Raw genomic sequence first — 18,142 nt, forward strand, 5'->3', positions numbered from 1 at the left:
GCTCAGGCTGCCTTCCCGTTGACGGTGATGGTCGTCAGGGCGGCGTCGGTGATCCCCCACTCGTCGAGGATCCGGCCGTAGCTGCCGTCTTCGATCATCGAGGTGAGCCCGGCTCGGATGGCGTCGGCGAGCACCTTGTCGCCCTTGGGCAGGGCGATGCCGAGCGGCACGGCACTGACCCGGTCACCGACGACCGCCAGCTGCCCGCCGGTCTGGTCGGCGAAGTAGAGGTTGGCCACGTGGTTGGCGAACGTGGCGTCGACCCGTCCGGTGACGATCGCCTGCGCCACCTCGGAACCGGAGGGGAGCGTCTGGATGTCGATGGCGGGCTTGCCCGCGGCCGTACAGTCGGCGGAGAGCTTCTCCAACTGTCCGATGTATACGGTGCCGACGGTTTCGCCGAGGACGGCGCCGCAGAGGTCGTCCGGCCCGTCGATCCCCTTGGGGTTGTCCTTCTTCACCAGCACCGACGTCCCGCTTTCCAGGTAGTCGACGAAGTCCACCTCGGCCTGCCGCTCGGTGGTGTCGTTCATGCCGGAGGCGACGATGTCGAACCGGTCCGCCTGCAGGCCGGGAAGCAGCCCGGCGAAGTTGGTCTCCACCCGTTCGATCCGCAGGCCGAGCTTCTGGCCAAGCGCGTCCATCAGGGCCGGCTCGATGCCGTCGTACTCGTTCTTGTCGTTCTTGAAGTTGAGCGGCGGGAAGTTGAAGCTCGTGCCGACGCGGAGTACCCCGGCGGACTTGATCTTCTCCGGCAGGGTGACCTGGATCGGCTGGATCGCCGAGCTGGTCGGCTCCGCCGCGCTGTCGCCGCCGGATCCGCCGTCACCGCAGGCGGCCACGGTCAGCAGGGCGGCGGCGACCGCGACGGCACGGGCGAACAGCCCGGACCGGCGCGTCGAAAAGGATACGGTCATCGTGTTGTCTCACTTTCTCGGATGCCGGCGCGCCCGAGCGCGCCGGGGTCAGAGGTGTCGAAGAAGACGTCGGCCGGGTGCCCGGGCGGGTTGGCCGGATGCGCGGCCGCCCACCAGCGGGCCAGCTCGTCGCCGGTCGGGCGCCACACCGACGGGTCAGCGGCGAGCGTGGCGAGCAGCTCCTCGACCAGCCCGATCCGCCCCGGCGTGCCGCAGATCTCCGGGTGCAGCTGAAGGACGAAGAGCAGACCCTCGCGCCGGCAGCCCTCCAACTCCAGCAGCCAGTTCTCCAGCACCTCGCCGTACGGGGAGATCCTGGACTGGCCGGCCGGGATGGGCGGGTTGACGTTCCAGTAAAAGGCGATGCGGTCGTCCAGCGCGTGGTGCACCGGAAACTCCACGATGGACCGTCCGGCGCCGGCTTCGAGCGTGAACGGCGTGTCGTCGCCGTACCAGCTCGACGACCAGGCGACCCCGAGCCGCGCCAGCTCGGCGGCGAGCGACGGCGGCCACTCCCCGACCGGCAGGCGGAAGCCGCGCGCCGGCTCGCCCGTGACGGCCTGGAGCAGTTCGGCGGCGCGGGCGAGGCGCTCGGTCCGTTCCGCCGCCGGCATCCGGTCCAGCGGCTCGTACGCGTACCCGCGCAGGCCGACCGCGTGCCCGGAGCGGACGGCGTCCCGCACCACGCCGGGGTGCTCCTCGGCGGTCACGGCCGGCGTGAACCAGGTGCTCGGCACGCCCGCGGCCGCGAGGGCGTCCAGCAGCCGCCCGGCGCCCCGGGTCGCGCCGTAGCGGAGCACGGAGAGCGTCTTCTGCCGGCCGGCCATCCCCGGCTCGGCGAGCAGCAGCGCCTCGGCGTCGAAGTTGACCGTCACCAGCGCGGCGCAGCCGTACCCGTCCGGCCAGCGCGGCGTCCCGTCCTCGTGCCGCACGGCTTCGCCGGTCACGACGGGCCTCCCGGTGAAGGACGGGACCGCCACCACGCGGCGACGTCCCTGAGTCGGGCGAACCAGACGCCATCGGCGGCGGTCATGTGCTCCAGGAGCCGTTCCAGCACGATGACCCGGCCGGGCGTGGCGGAGACCTTCGGATGCCAGATCGTGGTGAGGCAGGACCCGGCGCGGTGGTGCCCGTCGAACTCGCGCCGCCAGTTGTCCAATGTGGAGCGATAGCTGGCGATGCGGTCCTGGCCGCGCGGGAAGTCCGGGTCGCGGTGGTAGGCGAAGTAGGCGTAGTCGTCCAGGTCGACCCGGGCGGGGATCTCCACCAGGTCGGTCACCGTACCGTCGAGGACGTGCCGGTACGGCCGGTCGTCGTCCCGCATCGAGCTGGAGTAGCCGATGCCGTGTTCGAGGAGCAGTCGCGGCGTACCCGGGTGCCAGTCGCCGGAGGGCGTGCGGAAGCCGACGGCCGGTGCGCCGAGCTGCCGGCGAAACACCTCCTGCGAGCGGGTGAGCACCTCCCGCTGCCGGTCCGGCGTCAGGTCCCAGTAGCACTCGTGCTGGTCGCCGTGGTGCGCCGCCTCGTGGCCGCGGTCGACGATGCGCCGGCAGGCGTCCGGCCACATCTCGACCACCCGCGCCGGCACGAAGAACGTGGCCGGTACCGAGAACCGGTCGAGCAGATCCAGCACGCGCGGCAGCGCCCGGTACGCGTCGTACCCGCCGAGCGCGAAGTGCCGGGGTGAGCGCCAGATGCTGCCGTCCAGCATCGCGGCGCCGGTCGGGCCGTCGAGGTCGAACGCGAGGGCGACGCAGGAGGTGGCGCCCTCCGGCCAGATCGCGGCGGTCATGCGCGCGGTCCCGGGTATCCCGTGGCCCAGTCACGAGCGGCGGCGACGTCGGCGGCGAGCGCGTCGAGCTGCTCGGCGACGCGCTCCGGTGCGGTGGCCCCGGCGGCCGTACGCCGGCTCACCGCCGCCTCGATGCTCAGTACGTCGCGCACCTGCGCGCCGAGGCGGGCGTCGACGCTCCGCAACGCCGCGGCGTCGAGGTCGGGCAGGTCGCAGCCGCGTTCCTCGCAGAGCCGCACGAGCCGGCCGGTGATCTCGTGGGCCTCGCTGAACGGGACGCCGCGCAGCGCCAGCCAGTCGGCCACCTCGGTGGCGAGGGCGAACCGGGCGGCCGCGTCGCGGCGCATCCGCTCGGCGTCGAACTCCAGGGTGCGGATCATGCCGGCCATCGCGGGCAGGGTCAGCAGCAACGTCTCCACGCTGTCCATCGCGGCCCGCTTGTCTTCGGCCAGGTCCCGGTTGTACGCCAGCGGCAGCCCCTTGAGCACGCCGAGCAGCCCGGTCAGGTTGCCGAGCAGGCGGCCGGCCTTGCCACGGGTCAGCTCCGCGATGTCCGGGTTCTTCTTCTGCGGCATGATCGAGCTGCCGGTCGCGTACGCGTCGTGCAGCCGCGCCCACCGGAACTGGTCGGAGACCCAGAGGCAGACCTCCTCGGCCAGCCCGGACAGGTGCAGGCCGGCCATCGAGGCGGCGAAGAGGAACTCGGCCACGTGGTCGCGGGCGGAGACGGCGTCGACGGAGTTGGCGCAGACGCCGTCGTAGCCGAGCCGGCGCGCCGCCTCCTCCGGGTGCGGCACGATCGGCGAACCGGCCAGCGCGGCGGCCCCGAGCGGCGAACGCGCGGTGCGCGCGTCCCAGTCGCGGATGCGGTCGGCGTCGCGCCAGGCCCGCTGGGCGTGCGCCAGCAGCAGGTGCCCGAACGCGACCGGCTGGGCCGGCTGCAGGTGGGTGAAGCCTGGCGCCAGCGTGCGCGCGTGCCGGCGCGCCTGCTCCAGCAAGGCGTCGACCACGTCGAGCAGGCCACTGTGGACGGTACGGGCCCGGTCGCGCAGGTACAGCCGGAGGTTGTTGGCGGCCTGGTCGTTGCGGGACCGGCCGGCCCGGATCTTGCCGGCCAGCGGACCGAGCCGCTCGGCGAGCACCCGCTCGACGAAACCGTGGACGTCTTCGTCGCCCGGGGCGGGGGTGAGCGCTCCGGCGCGGTACTCGCCGGCGATCGCGGCCAGCGCGGCGTCGACCCGCGCGGCCTCCTCGGCGGTGACCACGCCGACCCGGCTCAGGCCGGCGACGTGCGCCCGGGAGCCGGCCACGTCGTACGGGAGCAGGTCGAAGTAGGCCGGCTCGGAGCGGGACAGGGCCGCCATCTCCGGCGCCGGCGGGACGGCGAAGCGCCCGCCCCAGAGGCGCCCGTCAGCGGACATCGCGCGCCTCCCCGGCCGGCCCGGTCAGCTCCTCCACCGCGCCCAGCAGCCGGTCGACCTGCCTGGCCGTGGCGGCGCGCACCAGTGGCAGGTCGACGCCGGCCGCGCGGTACCTCTCCAGCCGGCGGCGCACCTCGGGCACCGGTCCGGCGGCGGTGAGCGCCTCCACGTACCCGTCGGGGATGGCGGCGAGGAGCGCGTCGAGCCCCTTCTCTGCGTAGATCGAGGAGAGCTCGGCCGGGGCGTCCGGGCTGATGTTGGGCTCGCCGACGAGCACCTTGCCGCGGGCCGTGGACGGGTACTTGAACTTGGACGCCACCTCCCAGCGCACCGCCTCCAGCGCGGCGGCCTTGGTCTCCTCGATCGAGGTGTTGACGAGCTGGGCCACGGTGAAGCCCGCCCAGTCGAGGCCGGCGGCCCGCCGCGCCTGCCGGGCGATGGCGAGCGCGTTCGCGCTGTACTCGGGGGAGGTGCCGGCGTCGAGCAGGACGCCGTCGGCGATCTCGCCGGCGATCCGCAGGCCGAGCGGGCTGGCCGCGGCGATCCAGATCGGGATGTCGGCGCGGGCGGGTGTCCAGTTGAGACCGACCCCGTCCAGGCTGACGTACCGGCCGCGGAACGTGACCTGCGCGCCGGTGAGCAGCCGCCGGACGCACTCCACGTACTCCCGTAGCACCACTCCGGGCGCCTGCGGCGGCAGGCCGTTGCGGGCGGCGTGCTTGTCGGTGCAGGCGCCGACGACGAGCACGAACCGCCCGCCGGAGAGCTCGTCGAGGCTCGCCGCGGTCTGCGCCATCACCAGCGGGCTGCGCAGCCGCACCACCTGCGTCGTGCCGAGCGCGATCCGGCTGGTCGCGGTCGCGAACGCGGCGACCGCGGAGACCGAGTCGCGGTTGGTGTAGAACGTCTCCGAGAAGAACCCGGTGTCGAAGCCGCGCGCCTCGGCCCGCGCCATCAGCGCCGCCATGTCGCCCACCGAGGCGGACGGGTCGTAGCCGACCGCGAAGCCGAGCCGCGGCCGGGAGGTGGTGGTCATCGGGAAACGCTCCGTTCGTCGCGGGGCAGGGCCGGGGTCATCACCCACAGCACGGTGGCGGGCTCCGGACCCGGGTTGTGAAAGGCGTGCGGCACGCTGACGAAGGTGAGCGCGTCGCCCTGGGCGAGCTCGTGCACCTCGCCCTCCAGCGAGACGGTGAGCCGGCCCTTGATGACGTGGACGAACTCGACCTCGACCGGGAAGGTGTAGTACTCCGCGCCGGACCCGCCGCCGGGCTCGATCTCGCTGAGCAGCACCTGGATCCGGTGCTCGTCGCCCGGCGTGAGCTGGTACTCGGTGAGCCCTTCGCCGCCGAGCGCGACCCGCGTCAGCCCGCCGGCCCGCACCAGCCGCCCCTCCGGCCCGTTCATGATCTCGGCGAGCTGAACGTCGAGCGCCGAGCAGATCCGCAGCAGTGCGCTCACCGACACCGAGGCCCGGCCCCGCTCCAGCTTGGACAGGAAGCTCTTGGTCAGCCCGCTCCGCCCCGCCAGCGACTCCAGCGTCTCGCGGCGGCGCAGCCGCACGGCCCGCAGCCGGGCACCCAACGCGGCGACCGCGGCGTCCGGGACGCCGTCTGCCTCATCCGGTGAACGTTTGATCGACACTCTTCCCTCACAGCGGCCGTCTACCTCCGTGACCTGCACTAGGACACAAGAGTTTCATAGCACGACACAGTGTTTCGTGGAAGTGTCGAGGTGGGTCGGGCTGGTAAAACTTCCCGGCGGACGGGTCAGGCGGCGGCGAAGGCGCTGTCGAGGATGTCGAGCCCTTCGCGGAGCAGATCCTCGCCGATGACCAGCGGAGGCAGGAAGCGCAGCACGTTGCCGTACGTGCCGGCGGTGAGCGTGATCAGCCCCTGGCGGTGGCAGGCGGCCGAGACCGCGGCGGCCAGGCCCGGCGCGGGGGTCTTGGTGTCCGGCTCGACCAGCTCCACCGCGAGCATCGCGCCGCGGCCGCGTACGTCACCGACCGCCGGGAACCGCCGCGCCAGCGCGGCCAGTCGCGGCTTCATCACCGCCTCGATACGGCGGGCCGCGCCGCACAGGTCCTCGGCCCGCATCGTCTCGATCGCGGCCAGCGCCGCCGCGCAAGCGACCGGGTTGCCACCGTACGTGCCACCCAACCCACCCGGGTGCACCGCGTCCATCACCTCCGCCCGCCCGGTGACAGCGGCCAACGGCAGCCCACCGGCGATCCCCTTCGCGGTCACGACCAGGTCCGGCACCACCGCCTCGTGCACGCAGGCGAACCAGTCCCCGGTCCGGCAGAACCCGGTCTGCACCTCGTCCGCGACCAGGACGATCCCGTGCTCGCGGCACCACTGGGCGACCTGGGCGAGAAACCCCGGCGCCGGTACCACGAAGCCGCCCTCACCCTGGATCGGCTCGACGATCACCGCGGCGGTGTTCTCCTCCCCCACCTGTGCGTGCACCTGCGCGGTGAAGGCGGCGAACGCCTCCTCGGCACACCGCTGCGGCCCGGTCGGCCACCGGTACGGATAGGCCATCGGCGCCCGGTAGACCTCGCCGGCGAACGGCCCGAACCGATGCTTGTACGGCATGTTCTTCGCCGTCAACGCCATCGTGAGGTTGGTACGACCATGGAAGGCGTGGTCGAAGGCGACCACCGCGCTCCTCCCGGTGTGATACCGGGCGATCTTGATCGCGTTCTCCACCGCCTCGGCGCCGGAGTTGAACAGCGCCGACCGCTTCTCGTGATCGCCGGGCACCACCTCGTTGAGGCGCTCGCAGACCGCCACATACCCCTCGTACGGCGTCACCATGAAACACGTGTGGGTGAACGCGCCGACCTGCTCGCGGACCGCGTCAACCACGCGCGGGGCGGCGTTGCCCACCCCGGTCACCCCGATGCCGGAGCCGAAGTCGATCAGTTGGTTTCCATCGACGTCCAGGACGATGCCGCCGGCGGCCCGCTCCACGTACACGGGCAGGGTGACGCCGATGCCGCCGGCCACCGCGGCCCGCTCGCGGGCGTGCAGCCGGATCGAGCGCGGACCCGGAATCGCGGTCTTCAGAATGCGTGCTTGCTCCATCTGGCCATGATCAGAACGCCCGCGCCATACTGTCCAAGTCCCGATCACTATCGTTTCCATGCCTGAGCGGTATGGAGGGGTGGCATGGAACTCCGCACACTGCGCTATTTCGTCGCCATCGCCGACCACGGCGGTGTCACGCCCGCCTCGGCGGCGGTCCGGGTCGCCCAGCCGGCGCTCTCCCGCCAGCTCCGCGGGCTCGAACGCGAGCTCGGCACCGCCCTCTTCGAGCGCGGCCGCGGCCGGCTCACCCTTACCGCCGCCGGCGCGGCGCTGCTCCCGCTGGCCAGAGACCTGCTGTACCGGGCGGAGGGCCTGCGCGCCGAGGCACACGGGCTGGCCAGCGGCCGCCTGCGGCACCTGCGGATCGCGGCCCCGCCGACCACGATCACCGACGTCGTCGCGCCGTTCATCGCCGAGTCCCGGCCCGACGACCCGATGCCCTCGGTCGCCGCCGCGTCCCCGCCGGAGCTCCACCACCTGCTCGACCGCCGGGCGGCCGACCTCGTCCTCTCCCCCACCGCGCCGCCGCCGCACCTCGACAGCCGGCGCATCGCGGACTTCCCGATCTGGCTCTACGTACGCCCGCCGGAGCCGGAGATCCCCGGCGACGTGGTCGAGATCGCCGCCCTCGACCCGGCCCGCCTCCTCGTGCTGCCCCGGCACTTCGCCCAGCGGCAGCTGCTGGAGCGGGCCGCCGCCCGCGCCGGCCTCGCCCTGGACGCGGTCCGCGAGGTCACCTCGCCCGAGATCGCGCAGGCACTGGCCGCCGCCGGCGGCGGGCACGCCGTGGTCTCCGACGAAAGCCGGTTCGGCCTGCGCGGCGTCCGCATCGACACCGGCGGCGGCATCCTCACCATGCCCGTGTACGCCGCCTGGCACCCGCGGCATGTCGCCGCCCGGCAGCTCGCCGGCACCGCCGAGCGGCTCACCGAGTTCTGCGCGTCCCACTTCGCCCAGGCGTGAGCCGCACCGGCCCGGAGCGTCCGGAACGCCGCACCCCCACCGGGAAGGGAGCCCGGGGCGCGCTGGCTAGTAGCGCCAGGTCCAGGAGTAGTGCAGCTCGTAGACGCCGTTGTGACCCTCGAAACGGTGCACGCCGGACCGCGCGCTCTCGTCGAGGCTGTTCAGCGTGTACGGCAGGTGCGCCGACACGAGGAATACGTCGTCCCCGAACGAGTTGACGATGAAGGTGATCAGCTCGTTCGCGTACCAGCCGCTGAGCGAGCCAAGGATCTGCGCGATGATGTCGTTCTTCACCTCCGGTTCGTAGACGTCGCGCGTCTCCTCGCGGATGCGCTCCAGCGATCTCGTCGGAGCCCCACTCGCCCATCCCGGTGCCCGTCTCGTCGACGCAGACGACCCGGTTGACGGTGAACTTGATACCCGTCTTGGGGCCGCGCGGGGGGATCGGGACCGGCCGGACCTCTCGCTGGGATGTCGCGAGATCGGCTCGGGGGCCGCGCCGGTCTTGGCGATCGCCGAGGCTGCGGGACGAGGTTGCGTTGGGCGCCCCGTCAGCCGGCGACCGCCTCGCGTTCCTGGTCGATGATCGCCGGGAAGTCGACGAGGTCGTAGTTCGCGAGGACGACCCCGACCCACTCGGTGTCCAGATAGATCGACCAGTTGGTGTTGCCGCCGGCGATACCGCCGCCGTGGCTGGCGATCCGCTGGTCGTCGAAGGACCCGGCGATCGGCCCGTACGCCTGGAACGATTCGCCGCGCCGCGGGTCGGCCGGCGCGCCGCCGGCCAACGGCGGGCTGCTGACCTTGCCGCCCAGGTACAGCTCCCGGTACGGCCGCTTGAGCAGCGTGTCGCCCTGCAACGCCAACGCGAAGCGCACCAGGTCAGGCCCGGTCGAGAAGCCGCCGCCCCCACCCGACCCGACGTAGCCCCGCGCCGCGTTGCTGCCGAACCCGCCGTTGATCGTCGCCCCGGCCGACAGGTTTCGCACGCCGTCCACCCGCGAACCGTCCTGCTGATAGATGTACGGGTGGGCGATGCGCGGGTCGGTCAACCACCGCGGCCGGGTGTAGTAGGCCGAATCGGTCATGCCAGCCGGCGCGAAGATCTGCTCCCGCACGTACTGCTGGAAGGGGCGCCCGGACACGGTCGCGACGATCTCGCCGAGGATCTCGTACCCCTCGCTGCTGTACGCCTTGTCGGTGCCGGGCGTGAATCGCAGCGTCAGCTCGCGGGTGCGTCGCTGGATCGTCTCGGTCCACTCCTCGACGCTGTGATAGACCCGCTCCACGTCGGTGCCCATATAGCTGGTCAGCCCACCGGTGTGGGTCAGCAGGTGGTGGATCGTAACCTTGCTTGCGACCTCGGCGGGAAAGCCGCTCAGGTGGGTGCCGATCTTGTCGTAGAACCTCAGCTTGCCCCGCTCGGCGAGCTGGACGACAGCCAGGCCGGTGAACGGCTTGGCGGCCGAAGCCAGGTTGAAGATGGTGTCGATCCGGTTCGGGATCGCGCGCTGCTTGTCGGCCATCCCGTACGAGCGGGCCAGCACCGTACGCCCGCGGCGGGCCACCAGCACGGTGCCGGAGAACCGGTCCTGACTGGCCAGGTGCGCCAGGTACCGGTCGTAAGGGCCGCCGTAGCGGATGGCCGCCGGGATCACGCCGTCCGTCGACCCACCAGCCATCGCGGCTCCTGCCGTGGCGAGGACACCGCTCGCCGCAAGCGGAACGGTGCCGAGCGCGCCGAGCGCGGTCCGACGCGAAAACGCAGTCATGTACCTCTCCCGTGGTCCGTCGTGGGCTTTGACGCGATCAAATCCGGACGGCCGTTACCCCAGCGTTATCAGGCCGGGCGGTAACCTCGCCGGCCCCAGCCGCGCGCCGCAACGACGCAGGTCGGAACGCACTCCACCGGCAGGCCAGAGCGGGATTTGCCCCGGTCCGTCGCAGCTGTGGGCCGGATGCGCGGGGTCCCCGGGGAACGTGGAGCGCAGCGGAGCGTTTCGTGGGGTGCTTTCCCGCGGGCACCGCGGAGGCCGGCGGCGAGCTGGCGCTCGCCGAGATCCCCGGCCTCCGCTGCCGGCTCCGCGACCCAAGCCCGACCGGGGACGAGGTCCGCGCTGACCGCCCACGGCGGGTGCGGGGAAGCTGTGCGGTCGCACGCACAGACGGGGCAGCTCCAGAGCCTCCCGCACACACACATCCGCCCCGGCCGGCGGCGCGATGGTGAAGTGTCATCCCTCGGACGGCCACCGGCTCCCCCGCAGGGGCCGGGGTAAGACCCGCTGTGGTGCGCAAGCCGGCCTCACACGTGCGGACGCGGTGCCTGCGGAGAGGTCAGGGTGTCCAGACCGTGCGGCGAGCCTCGTACTCCAGGACGCCCTCGGCCCGGGTGGCCACGTCCGCGCTGACCTCGCGGCGAACCAGGTGCAGGGCGAGTTCCAGCCCGGAGGTGATGCCAGCGGCGGTGACCAGGTCGCCGTCATCGACCACCCGGGCGTTCTTGACCAGGCCGCCCCGGGCGGTCAGCTCGGCCTTGGCGCCGTTGTGCGTGGTGCACGCGGCCCGCGCCACCGCCGGCACGGCCACACCGGCCCCATCCCCAGCCGGTACGACACGACAGGGAAACAGTCGGTGGCGACACCGGTCCGGTTCCCGCGACCCATCGACTTCTCTAACTTTTCCGGCGTGTTGGAACGCGGTTGGAACCTTTCCGGGCTCCGCGCCGACTACTAGCAGAGCCGGGTCGCCCGGTTCGGGTGGAACCCATCTTCCGGCGGAAGGATTCAATGCCATGAAGACCGCGTTGCGGCGTACCGTGCAGGCCGGTACGGCCGGCCTTTTCGTCGGCGGTGTCGTGCTCCTGGCGGCCGCGCCGGCCGCCGCCCACGTCACCGTCACCCCGACGGAGACCTCGGCCGGCTCGTACACGGTGCTGACCGTCTCGGTACCGCACGGCTGCGACGGGGCCGGCACGACCAAAGTGGCCATCAAGATCCCCGAGGACATCATCGCCGTGACGCCGACGGTCAACACCAACTGGACCGTGCAGAAGGTGATGGCCGACCTCAACCCGCCGGTCAAGGACAGCCACGGCAACGAGGTCACCCAGCGGGTCAACGAAGTCGTCTACACCGCCAGGGCGCCACTGCCCGACGACATGCGCGACACGTTCGAGCTGTCCCTGAAACTGCCGGACACGCCCGGCAAGACGCTGGTCTTCCCGTCCGTGCAGACCTGTGAGAAGGGCGAGACCGCCTGGGTGCAGGTGCCCGCCGACGGCCAGAACGCCGACGACCTGGAACACCCCGCCCCCGGCTTCAAGGTCACCGAGGCCGCCAAGGAAGGCGACGAGGCGCCCGCCGCCAATGCCAACACGGCGCTGACCGGTGCACAGAGCGACGCCGGCGACAGCGACAGCGGTGGTACCAGCGCGGTGAGCTGGATCGCCCTGGCGGCCGGCATCCTCGGTCTGCTGCTGGGCGGGTTCGCGGTCCTGCGCCCGAATCTCACCAAGTCCCGCGACACCACGGCCTGATGCCGGTCGCTGCCCGACGCCCGCCGACCCGGCTGGCGGGCCTGGCCGGCGCCGTGCTCTGCGGGCTCCTGATAGCGCTCGGGCCGGCAGCCCCGGCCCGAGCGCACGCCGCGCTGCTCGGCACCGACCCGGCCGACGGTGCCGTGCTGCCGGGCCCGCCGGCCGAGGTCACGCTGACCTTCAACGAACCGGTCCAGGTCCGCGGCGGTGCCGTGCGGCTGCTGGACGCCGCCGGCAGCGAGCAGCCGGCGCAGGTCCGCACGGTGGACACCCGGGTCGTCATCTCCGTGCCGCCTGGCCTGGGTGACGGCAGCTACGTGGTCACCTGGCGGGTCATCTCCGCCGACAGCCACCCGGTGGCCGGCGGGCTCACGTTCGCCATCGGCGCCCCCACCCCGACCGGCGTCCAGGCCGGCGCCGCCGCGGTCCCCGAGCCCAGCCGCGGCGTCCGCCTCACCCGCCAGGTCACCGAGGCGCTCGGCTACGCCGGCGTGCTCGCCAGCGCCGGCCTGGCCGCCTTCGCGCTCCTGCTGCTGCCCCGGGCGGGTGGCTCCGGCACCCTGGTGGTGCGCCGCCGGATCTACGCCGTCCTGCGCTGGTCGGTCCCGGTCACCCTGGCCGTCCTCGTCGTCGCGCTGCCGGTGGTGGTCGCCTGGCAGGACGGCAAAGGCCTGGACGCGCTCGCCGAGCCGGAGACGTGGCGCACGGCGCTGACCGGCGACACCACGCTGACCGCGCTGCTGGCCGCGGTGGGCCTGGCCGTGACGTTCCTCGCCGTCCGCGCCACCCGATCGCCGACCCATCCGTGGTACGCGCCGGTCGCGGGCGCGGCCGCCGCCGCGCTGGCCGTCGGATCGCTGGCTCTCGCCGGGCACACCCGCACCTTCGGCCCGGCCGCACTCGTCCTCTGCGCCGACCTGCTCCACGTCACCAACGCCGCCCTCTGGTTCGGCGGGCTGATCGGCCTGACCGTGCTGCTGCTCCCCTCGTCCCAGGCGAGCGCCAGCGCGGCCGCGGCGGTCGTCGCGGGGTTCTCCCGGATCGCCGCGTGGCTGGTCGCCGGCCTCGCCCTGACCGGCGTGCTACTGGGCTGGCGGATCATCCGCTCCTGGTCGGCGCTGTTCGGCACCGCCTACGGTGCTGCCCTGCTGGTGAAGGTCGGCCTCGTCGCGGTCATCATCGCCATCGCCGCGTGGAACCGCTACCGCCTGGTCCCCCGCATCACCCCGCAGCAGAGCGCCGGCCCGGCCTGGCCGGTGCTGCGCCGCACCGTACGGGCCGAGGCCGGACTGCTCGCCGCCGTCCTGGCCACCACCGGCGTCCTGGTCACCCAGAGCCCCGTTCGGGAAAGCACCACCCCGTCCGCACCCCCGGACCACCCGGCGTCGGTGGAGCTCACCGCCAGGCTCGGCAGCCACAGCGCGGTCGTCGTGCTCACCCCCGGCACCACCGGCGTCAACGCCTTGCAGCTCAACATCCTCGACGCCGGCAAACGACCGGTCGAGCCGATCGCCGCACCGGAACTCAGCTTCAGCCTGCCCGCACAGGACGTCGGCCCGCTCGAACGCCCGGTCTCCCGCACCGCCCCCGGCCGGTACGAGGCGGTCGCCGAGTTCCCGCTGCCCGGCCGATGGATCATCGAGGTCAGCGTGCGCACATCCAAGTACGAGAACCCGATCGCCCAGATCCCCGTGGAGATCCCATGACCCGGCGCACCGGGCGAGTGATCGCCGCGATCACCGCTACCACGGCGGCCCTGCTGCTCACCGGCTCGCCCGCCGCCGCGCACGTGCTGCTCGCCAAGGCACAACCCAACGGCGACGGCAGCACCACACTCACCTTCACCTTCGACCACGGCTGCGGTGACTCGCCCACCACCGAACTGATCGTCTCCCTCCCCGCCGGCGCGACCCCACCCACCCGCACCGAACAACCCACCGGCTGGAATGCCACCATCACACCCAGTCGGGTCACCTGGACCGGACCCGGCCTCAACGCCGGCGCCGAAGCCGCCTTCTCCCTCGTCACCCGGCTCACCGGCACCATCGGCCAACCACTGCGCTTCCCCACCGTGCAACGCTGCCCCAACGGCCAAGCATACGAATGGACCGACCCCCAACCTGGCGACGAACACCCCGCACCCAGCCTCATCGCCACCGGCGCGATCCTCGCCCCGCAACCCGCCGCCGCACCCCGAACACCCGCCCCGCCCACGGACACCGGCGGCGCCAGCCTGCCACAGGCGGCCGCGGCACTCGCCGTCCTCGTCCTCGCCGCGGGCTCCGCCGCCGCGGTCGTCACCCGCCGGGCCAACCCCGTGCGCGAGTAGCCGGCGTGGCGTCCAGGCCGGTGAGGCGGGGGCTCAGCTTCCACAGCCGCCGCACCGCACCCCGGTTGTCGACGAGCATCGCCGGCTCCGCCGGCGTGAAGCCGTCGTAGTAAGCGCCGTTGACGACGTTCGCCTGCGGCGAGGCCAGGTGCGCGACGACCGCGCCCGTCAATTCCCGCACGAACGCCCGAGTCACCGCCCGGACACGCATGGTCAATGCCGAAAGGAACCCCTAAGGTTACCGGCAGGAGTGCGTAGTTTTTCCGTCAAGAGACACGACATCCGCGTCGTCGGTTTGCCAAGCTGCCTCCGGTGTCCCGGGTGCGCGCCAGCCGTGTGCGCGGTGACCCACATTCGTCTGTCGGGGGCAGGCCATGTGGATGAGGTCCGCACCCTTCGCGCGTACCCGGAAGGGAAGCATGGATCTGCTCACCCCGGCCGTCAAGCCGCCGCCGGCGCCGCGACACCGCCGTAGCGCGGGCCTCCCGCCCGCGCCGCGAGAAGGCGGGACGCGGCTGCAGGCCGCGGCCCGGGAGCGTCGCGAGCCGGCTACGACGCCGGCGCGGATCCGGGTGATGGCACTCGTCGCGGCCGCGCTCGCCGTCGCGCTGGCGGCCCTGCTGACCTTCGAGGTACGCCGCGAGCGGGGCGGCCTGGAGGTGATCGGCCGCCAGACGGCGCCGGTGGTGATGGCCAGCAGCGACCTCTACTTCGCCCTCGGTGACATGGACGCCCAGCTGGCCAACATCCTGCTGGTCGGCAACGACACCGGGCTCGGCTTCACCCGCGGCGACGCGCTGAAGATCTACCAGGAGCGGCGCGGGCAGGTCAGCCAGGCGCTGCAGCGGGCCTCGGAAACGGCGGACGCCGATCCGGAGGCGGCGCGGGCGGTCCGCGACATCCTCGACGGACTGGGCCGCTACGAGACGCTCGCGGCGCAGATGGTCCTGCTGGACGAGCAGGAGAGCCACCCCGCGGGGCGACCCACGGCGTCGACGCTGGCCAAATACCGGGAGGCCACCGACCTGCTCAAGGCCGTGCTGCTCCCGGCCGCGCAAGGGCTCATCGACCGCAACTCGCAGATCCTGGAGGAGACGTACCAGCGGCAGCGGGGCCTGGCGCTGACCGTCCGCACCTGGCTCATGGCCGTCGGGATCCTGTTGCTGGCGGCCCTGTTCCTGCTGCAGGTGTACGTGTCCCGCCGGTTCCACCGCTGGCTCAACCCGGCGCTCGCGCTCGCCACCCTGATCGCTGCCGTACTCGTGCTCTCCGGCCACACGTTGACCACCAACGGCGCCGAGTACCTGCGAGTGGCCAAGAAGGACTCGTTCGACTCGGTGCTGGCGCTCAACCGGGCCCGGGCGGTCAGCTACGACGCCAACGCGGACGAGAGCCGTTACCTGCTCGACCCGCAGCGGGCCGGACAGTACGAGAAGGCGTTCCTGGACAAGACCCTCCAGCTCGTCGCCCTCGACGGCGCCACGCTGTCCACATTCGACGAACGGCTGAGCGCGGCACAGCGCGCGTACCGGGCGGACCGCACCGCCATCGAGTGGCAGGGCTTCTACGGCAAGGGCTTCCGCAACATCACCTTCGTCGGGGAGCGGGAGCTCGCGGAGAAGACGCTTGAGACGTACCAGGTCTACCAGGTCGACGACCGGCAGATCCGGCAGCTCGCCAGCGGCGGGCGACTGCGCTCGGCCATCGCGTTCTGCACCAGCTACAACCCAGGCGACTCCAACTACCACTTCAGCGAGTACGACAAGGCGCTGTCGGCCTGGATCGACATGAACGAGGGCTGGTTCGAGCGCAGCATCCGCGATGGCGAGCGCCAGCTGGCCGGGTGGACGGTCATCCCGGCCGTCGCCGCCGTGCTCGTGCTCGGGCTGCTCGCACTGGGCCTGCGCCGCCGACTCGCCGAGTACCACAGGAGCATCGGATGATCGCCTGCCGGCAGAGCGGCTGCACCGGCGCCTACGCGGCCGACGGCTACTGCGACGAGTGCGGCCACAAGGCCGGCTTGGACGGCGCCGCCGCCCCGGCCAGCCACACCCGCGTCGCCGCGCGGGGCGGGCTCGGCGCGAACCTCGTCGTGGTGCCGCCGGTGCCGCTGCGCGACCCGCTCACCGCGGTCATGGCCGACCCGAGAGTGCCCGAACACGACAGGTTCTGCGGGCACTGCGGTGAGCCCGTGGGACGCGGCCACGACGGGCGCCCCGGCCGCACCGAGGGGTTCTGCGCGAAGGACGGCACGCCGTTCTCCTTCGTGCCCCGGCTGAGCCCGGGCGAGGTCGTCGACGCCCGGTACGAGATCCTCGGCGCGCTCGCCCACGGCGGCGTCGGCTGGGTGTACCTCGCCCGCGACCGCAACGTCAGCGACTCCGCCGCCGAGCGCTGGGTGGTCCTCAAAGGACTGATCGACACCGGCGACCGCGGCGCGCTGGCGTCGGCGATCACCGAGCGGCGGTTCCTGGTCGAGGTCGACCACCCCAACATCGTCAAGATCCACGACTTCGTGCAGCACCCCGACCCCAAGACCGGCCAGCCGGTCGGCTACATCGTGATGGAGTACGTCGGCGGCCGGTCGCTGCGCGAACTCGCCGTGGCCAGCAGCGGACCGGACGGCGGGCGGATCCCGCTGCCGCTGCCGCAGGTCCTCGCCTACGGGCTGGAAGTGCTACCGGCCCTCGGCTACCTGCACGCGCGCGGGCTGCTGTTCTGCGACTTCAAACCGGACAACGTGATCCAGGCCGAAGAACAGCTCAAGCTCATCGACCTCGGCGCGGTGCGACGCGTCGGCGACAACGACTCGGTGCTCTACGGCACGCCCGGCTACGAGGCGCCGGAGATCCGCGCCGCCGGGCCCTCGGTGGCCTCCGACCTCTACACGGTCGGGCGCACGCTCGCCAGGCTCAGCATCGACTTCCCCGGGTTCGCCACCCGGTACGCCGGCCGGCTGCCGGACCGCGAGGACGTGGAGCTGTTCGCCCGTGAGGAGTCCTACCACCGGTTCCTGCGCCGGGCCACCCACCCCGACGTCCGCCAGCGGTTCCAGTCCGCCGGCGAGATGGCCGACCAGCTCCTCGGCGTGCTCCGCGAAGTGCTCGCCGCCGCCGACGGAAAGCCGCGGGCCAGCGGCTCGACCCGGTTCACGCCGGAGCGGACGGTCTTCGGCAACGTCGACAGCGAGCTGCTCGGGCCGCGGGTGGCGGCGGCGCTGCCCGTGCCGCTCGTCGATCCGGCCGACCCCGCCGCCGGGTTCCTCGCCGCGCTGAGCGCCAGCGGGATCGACGCGCTGCGGTCCGCGCCCGTACAGAGCCTCGAGGTGCGGCTGCAGATCGTCCGCGCCCTCGTCGACGCCGGCGACCCCGAGGCGGCCGGGGCCGAGCTGTGGAGCCTGCCGGACGACGGCACTGACTGGCGACTCAACTGGTACGCCGGCCTGATCGCCCTCGCCGGCGGCCGGCCCGACCAGGCCCGGGCCCAGTTCGACGCCGTGTACGACACGCTCCCCGGCGAGCCGGCCGCCCAGCTCGCGCTCGCCGCCGCGTGCGAGCTCGTCGGCGACGCCGCCGGCGCCACCCGCCGGTACGAGCGGGTCTGGCGGGTCGACCACGCCTACGTCAGCGCCGCGTTCGGCTTCTCCCGGATGCGGCTGTCCGCCGGAGACCGGGCCGGCGCCGTCGCGGTACTGGACGAGGTGCCGGAAACCTCCAGCCAGCAGGTGCCGGCGCAGATCGCCGCCGTCCGCGGCCGCCTCGACCACCGGCCCGGAACGCTGACCGACGTGGACCTCATCGAGGCCTCCAGCCGCCTGGAGCGGCTGCGCCTGGACACCCGGCGGCAGGCCACCCTCGCGGTGGAGATGTTTCAGACCGCCTTGCGATGGCTCGGCCGTACCGGTCCTGGCAACGCGGCGGTCGCCCCGCCCGGGGCGATGCTCGGCCACGGGCTCACCGAGCGGGAGCTGCGCTTCGGGCTGGAGCGCAACTACCGGGTCCTGGCCAGCCTGGAGGAGGACCAGCGGCTGCGCTGCGCCATGGTCGACCAGGCCAACGACGTACGCCCATGGACGATCGTCTGAACCAGG

General features: G+C 72.8%; 17 protein-coding genes. 6 read left to right on the forward strand and 11 right to left on the reverse strand.

The annotated features are described in order from the left end of the window. Window positions 1-2: 2 nt before the first annotated feature. The 7 genes from RB614_RS11760 to gabT form a co-directional block, all read right to left on the reverse strand. Window positions 3-917, reverse strand: a complete 915-nt coding sequence (locus RB614_RS11760) for an ABC transporter substrate-binding protein (RefSeq protein WP_308712471.1) — start codon at window positions 915-917, stop codon at window positions 3-5. Next, window positions 914-1,864, reverse strand: a complete 951-nt coding sequence (locus tag RB614_RS11765; RefSeq protein ID WP_308712472.1) for a polysaccharide deacetylase family protein — start codon at window positions 1,862-1,864, stop codon at window positions 914-916. Before RB614_RS11765 ends, RB614_RS11760 begins: the two co-directional genes overlap by 4 nt. Next, on the reverse strand, window positions 1,861-2,709 hold the full coding sequence (locus tag RB614_RS11770; RefSeq protein ID WP_308712473.1) for a polysaccharide deacetylase family protein: 849 nt from the start codon (window positions 2,707-2,709) through the stop codon (window positions 1,861-1,863). The genes RB614_RS11765 and RB614_RS11770 overlap by 4 nt, the downstream gene beginning before the upstream one ends. Next, the gene (gene argH, locus RB614_RS11775) at window positions 2,706-4,130 is read right to left on the reverse strand and encodes an argininosuccinate lyase (RefSeq protein WP_308712474.1); all 1,425 of its coding nucleotides are present in this window, start codon (window positions 4,128-4,130) and stop codon (window positions 2,706-2,708) included. The genes RB614_RS11770 and argH overlap by 4 nt, the downstream gene beginning before the upstream one ends. Further along, the gene (locus RB614_RS11780) at window positions 4,120-5,166 is read right to left on the reverse strand and encodes an LLM class flavin-dependent oxidoreductase (protein WP_308712475.1); all 1,047 of its coding nucleotides are present in this window, start codon (window positions 5,164-5,166) and stop codon (window positions 4,120-4,122) included. Before RB614_RS11780 ends, argH begins: the two co-directional genes overlap by 11 nt. Next, on the reverse strand, window positions 5,163-5,774 hold the full coding sequence (locus tag RB614_RS11785) for a helix-turn-helix domain-containing protein (RefSeq protein WP_308712476.1): 612 nt from the start codon (window positions 5,772-5,774) through the stop codon (window positions 5,163-5,165). Before RB614_RS11785 ends, RB614_RS11780 begins: the two co-directional genes overlap by 4 nt. A gap of 125 nt (window positions 5,775-5,899) precedes the next feature. Next, window positions 5,900-7,222, reverse strand: coding sequence for a 4-aminobutyrate--2-oxoglutarate transaminase (gene gabT, locus RB614_RS11790; RefSeq protein WP_308712477.1), 1,323 nt, complete (start codon window positions 7,220-7,222; stop codon window positions 5,900-5,902). An 84-nt stretch (window positions 7,223-7,306) separates the two neighbouring features. On the opposite strand from gabT, the gene RB614_RS11795 reads away from it, so the two are divergent. Continuing rightward, the gene (locus RB614_RS11795; protein WP_308712478.1) at window positions 7,307-8,188 is read left to right on the forward strand and encodes a LysR family transcriptional regulator; all 882 of its coding nucleotides are present in this window, start codon (window positions 7,307-7,309) and stop codon (window positions 8,186-8,188) included. Between the two features lie 66 nt (window positions 8,189-8,254). On the opposite strand, the gene RB614_RS11800 is transcribed toward RB614_RS11795, so the two are convergent. The 3 genes from RB614_RS11800 to RB614_RS11810 all read right to left on the reverse strand — a co-directional run bounded on the left by RB614_RS11800 (window position 8,255) and on the right by RB614_RS11810 (window position 10,774). Then, window positions 8,255-8,482: a hypothetical protein gene (locus tag RB614_RS11800; RefSeq protein ID WP_308712479.1), complete on the reverse strand. Its 228-nt coding sequence runs from the start codon at window positions 8,480-8,482 to the stop codon at window positions 8,255-8,257. Window positions 8,483-8,739: 257 nt separating this feature from the next. Beyond that, entirely contained in the window at window positions 8,740-9,960 is a 1,221-nt protein-coding gene (locus RB614_RS11805; protein ID WP_308712480.1) for a serine hydrolase domain-containing protein, read from the reverse strand. Between the two features lie 562 nt (window positions 9,961-10,522). After that, entirely contained in the window at window positions 10,523-10,774 is a 252-nt protein-coding gene (locus RB614_RS11810; protein WP_308712481.1) for a DJ-1/PfpI family protein, read from the reverse strand. A gap of 205 nt (window positions 10,775-10,979) precedes the next feature. Between RB614_RS11810 and RB614_RS11815 the strand changes: the two genes are divergently transcribed. From RB614_RS11815 to RB614_RS11825, 3 genes are read left to right on the forward strand one after another with little or no spacing between them, the layout of a single operon-like run. After that, complete coding sequence (locus RB614_RS11815; RefSeq protein WP_308712482.1) at window positions 10,980-11,723, forward strand: YcnI family copper-binding membrane protein; 744 nt, start codon at window positions 10,980-10,982, stop codon at window positions 11,721-11,723. After that, window positions 11,723-13,429, forward strand: a complete 1,707-nt coding sequence (locus RB614_RS11820) for a copper resistance CopC/CopD family protein (RefSeq protein WP_308712483.1) — start codon at window positions 11,723-11,725, stop codon at window positions 13,427-13,429. Before RB614_RS11815 ends, RB614_RS11820 begins: the two co-directional genes overlap by 1 nt. Further along, window positions 13,426-14,052 carry a DUF1775 domain-containing protein gene (locus tag RB614_RS11825; protein WP_308712484.1) on the forward strand — a complete coding sequence of 209 codons (627 nt, stop codon included), beginning with the start codon at window positions 13,426-13,428 and terminating at the stop codon, window positions 14,050-14,052. Before RB614_RS11820 ends, RB614_RS11825 begins: the two co-directional genes overlap by 4 nt. Here RB614_RS11825 and RB614_RS11830 read toward each other — a convergent pair. Further along, entirely contained in the window at window positions 14,021-14,233 is a 213-nt protein-coding gene (locus RB614_RS11830; protein ID WP_308712485.1) for a hypothetical protein, read from the reverse strand. The two genes, RB614_RS11825 and RB614_RS11830, sit on opposite strands and share 32 nt — an antisense overlap. Window positions 14,234-14,471: 238 nt before the next feature. Between RB614_RS11830 and RB614_RS11835 the strand changes: the two genes are divergently transcribed. Both RB614_RS11835 and RB614_RS11840 read left to right on the forward strand, forming a co-directional pair. Continuing rightward, the gene (locus tag RB614_RS11835) at window positions 14,472-15,995 is read left to right on the forward strand and encodes a hypothetical protein (RefSeq protein WP_308712486.1); all 1,524 of its coding nucleotides are present in this window, start codon (window positions 14,472-14,474) and stop codon (window positions 15,993-15,995) included. Next, entirely contained in the window at window positions 15,992-18,136 is a 2,145-nt protein-coding gene (locus RB614_RS11840; protein WP_308712487.1) for a serine/threonine-protein kinase, read from the forward strand. Before RB614_RS11835 ends, RB614_RS11840 begins: the two co-directional genes overlap by 4 nt. Window positions 18,137-18,142 lie beyond the last annotated feature (6 nt).

The sequence above is a fragment of the Phytohabitans maris genome, assembly GCF_031085175.1.
In the GTDB taxonomy this organism is placed as follows: Bacteria; Actinomycetota; Actinomycetes; order Mycobacteriales; family Micromonosporaceae; genus Phytohabitans; species Phytohabitans maris.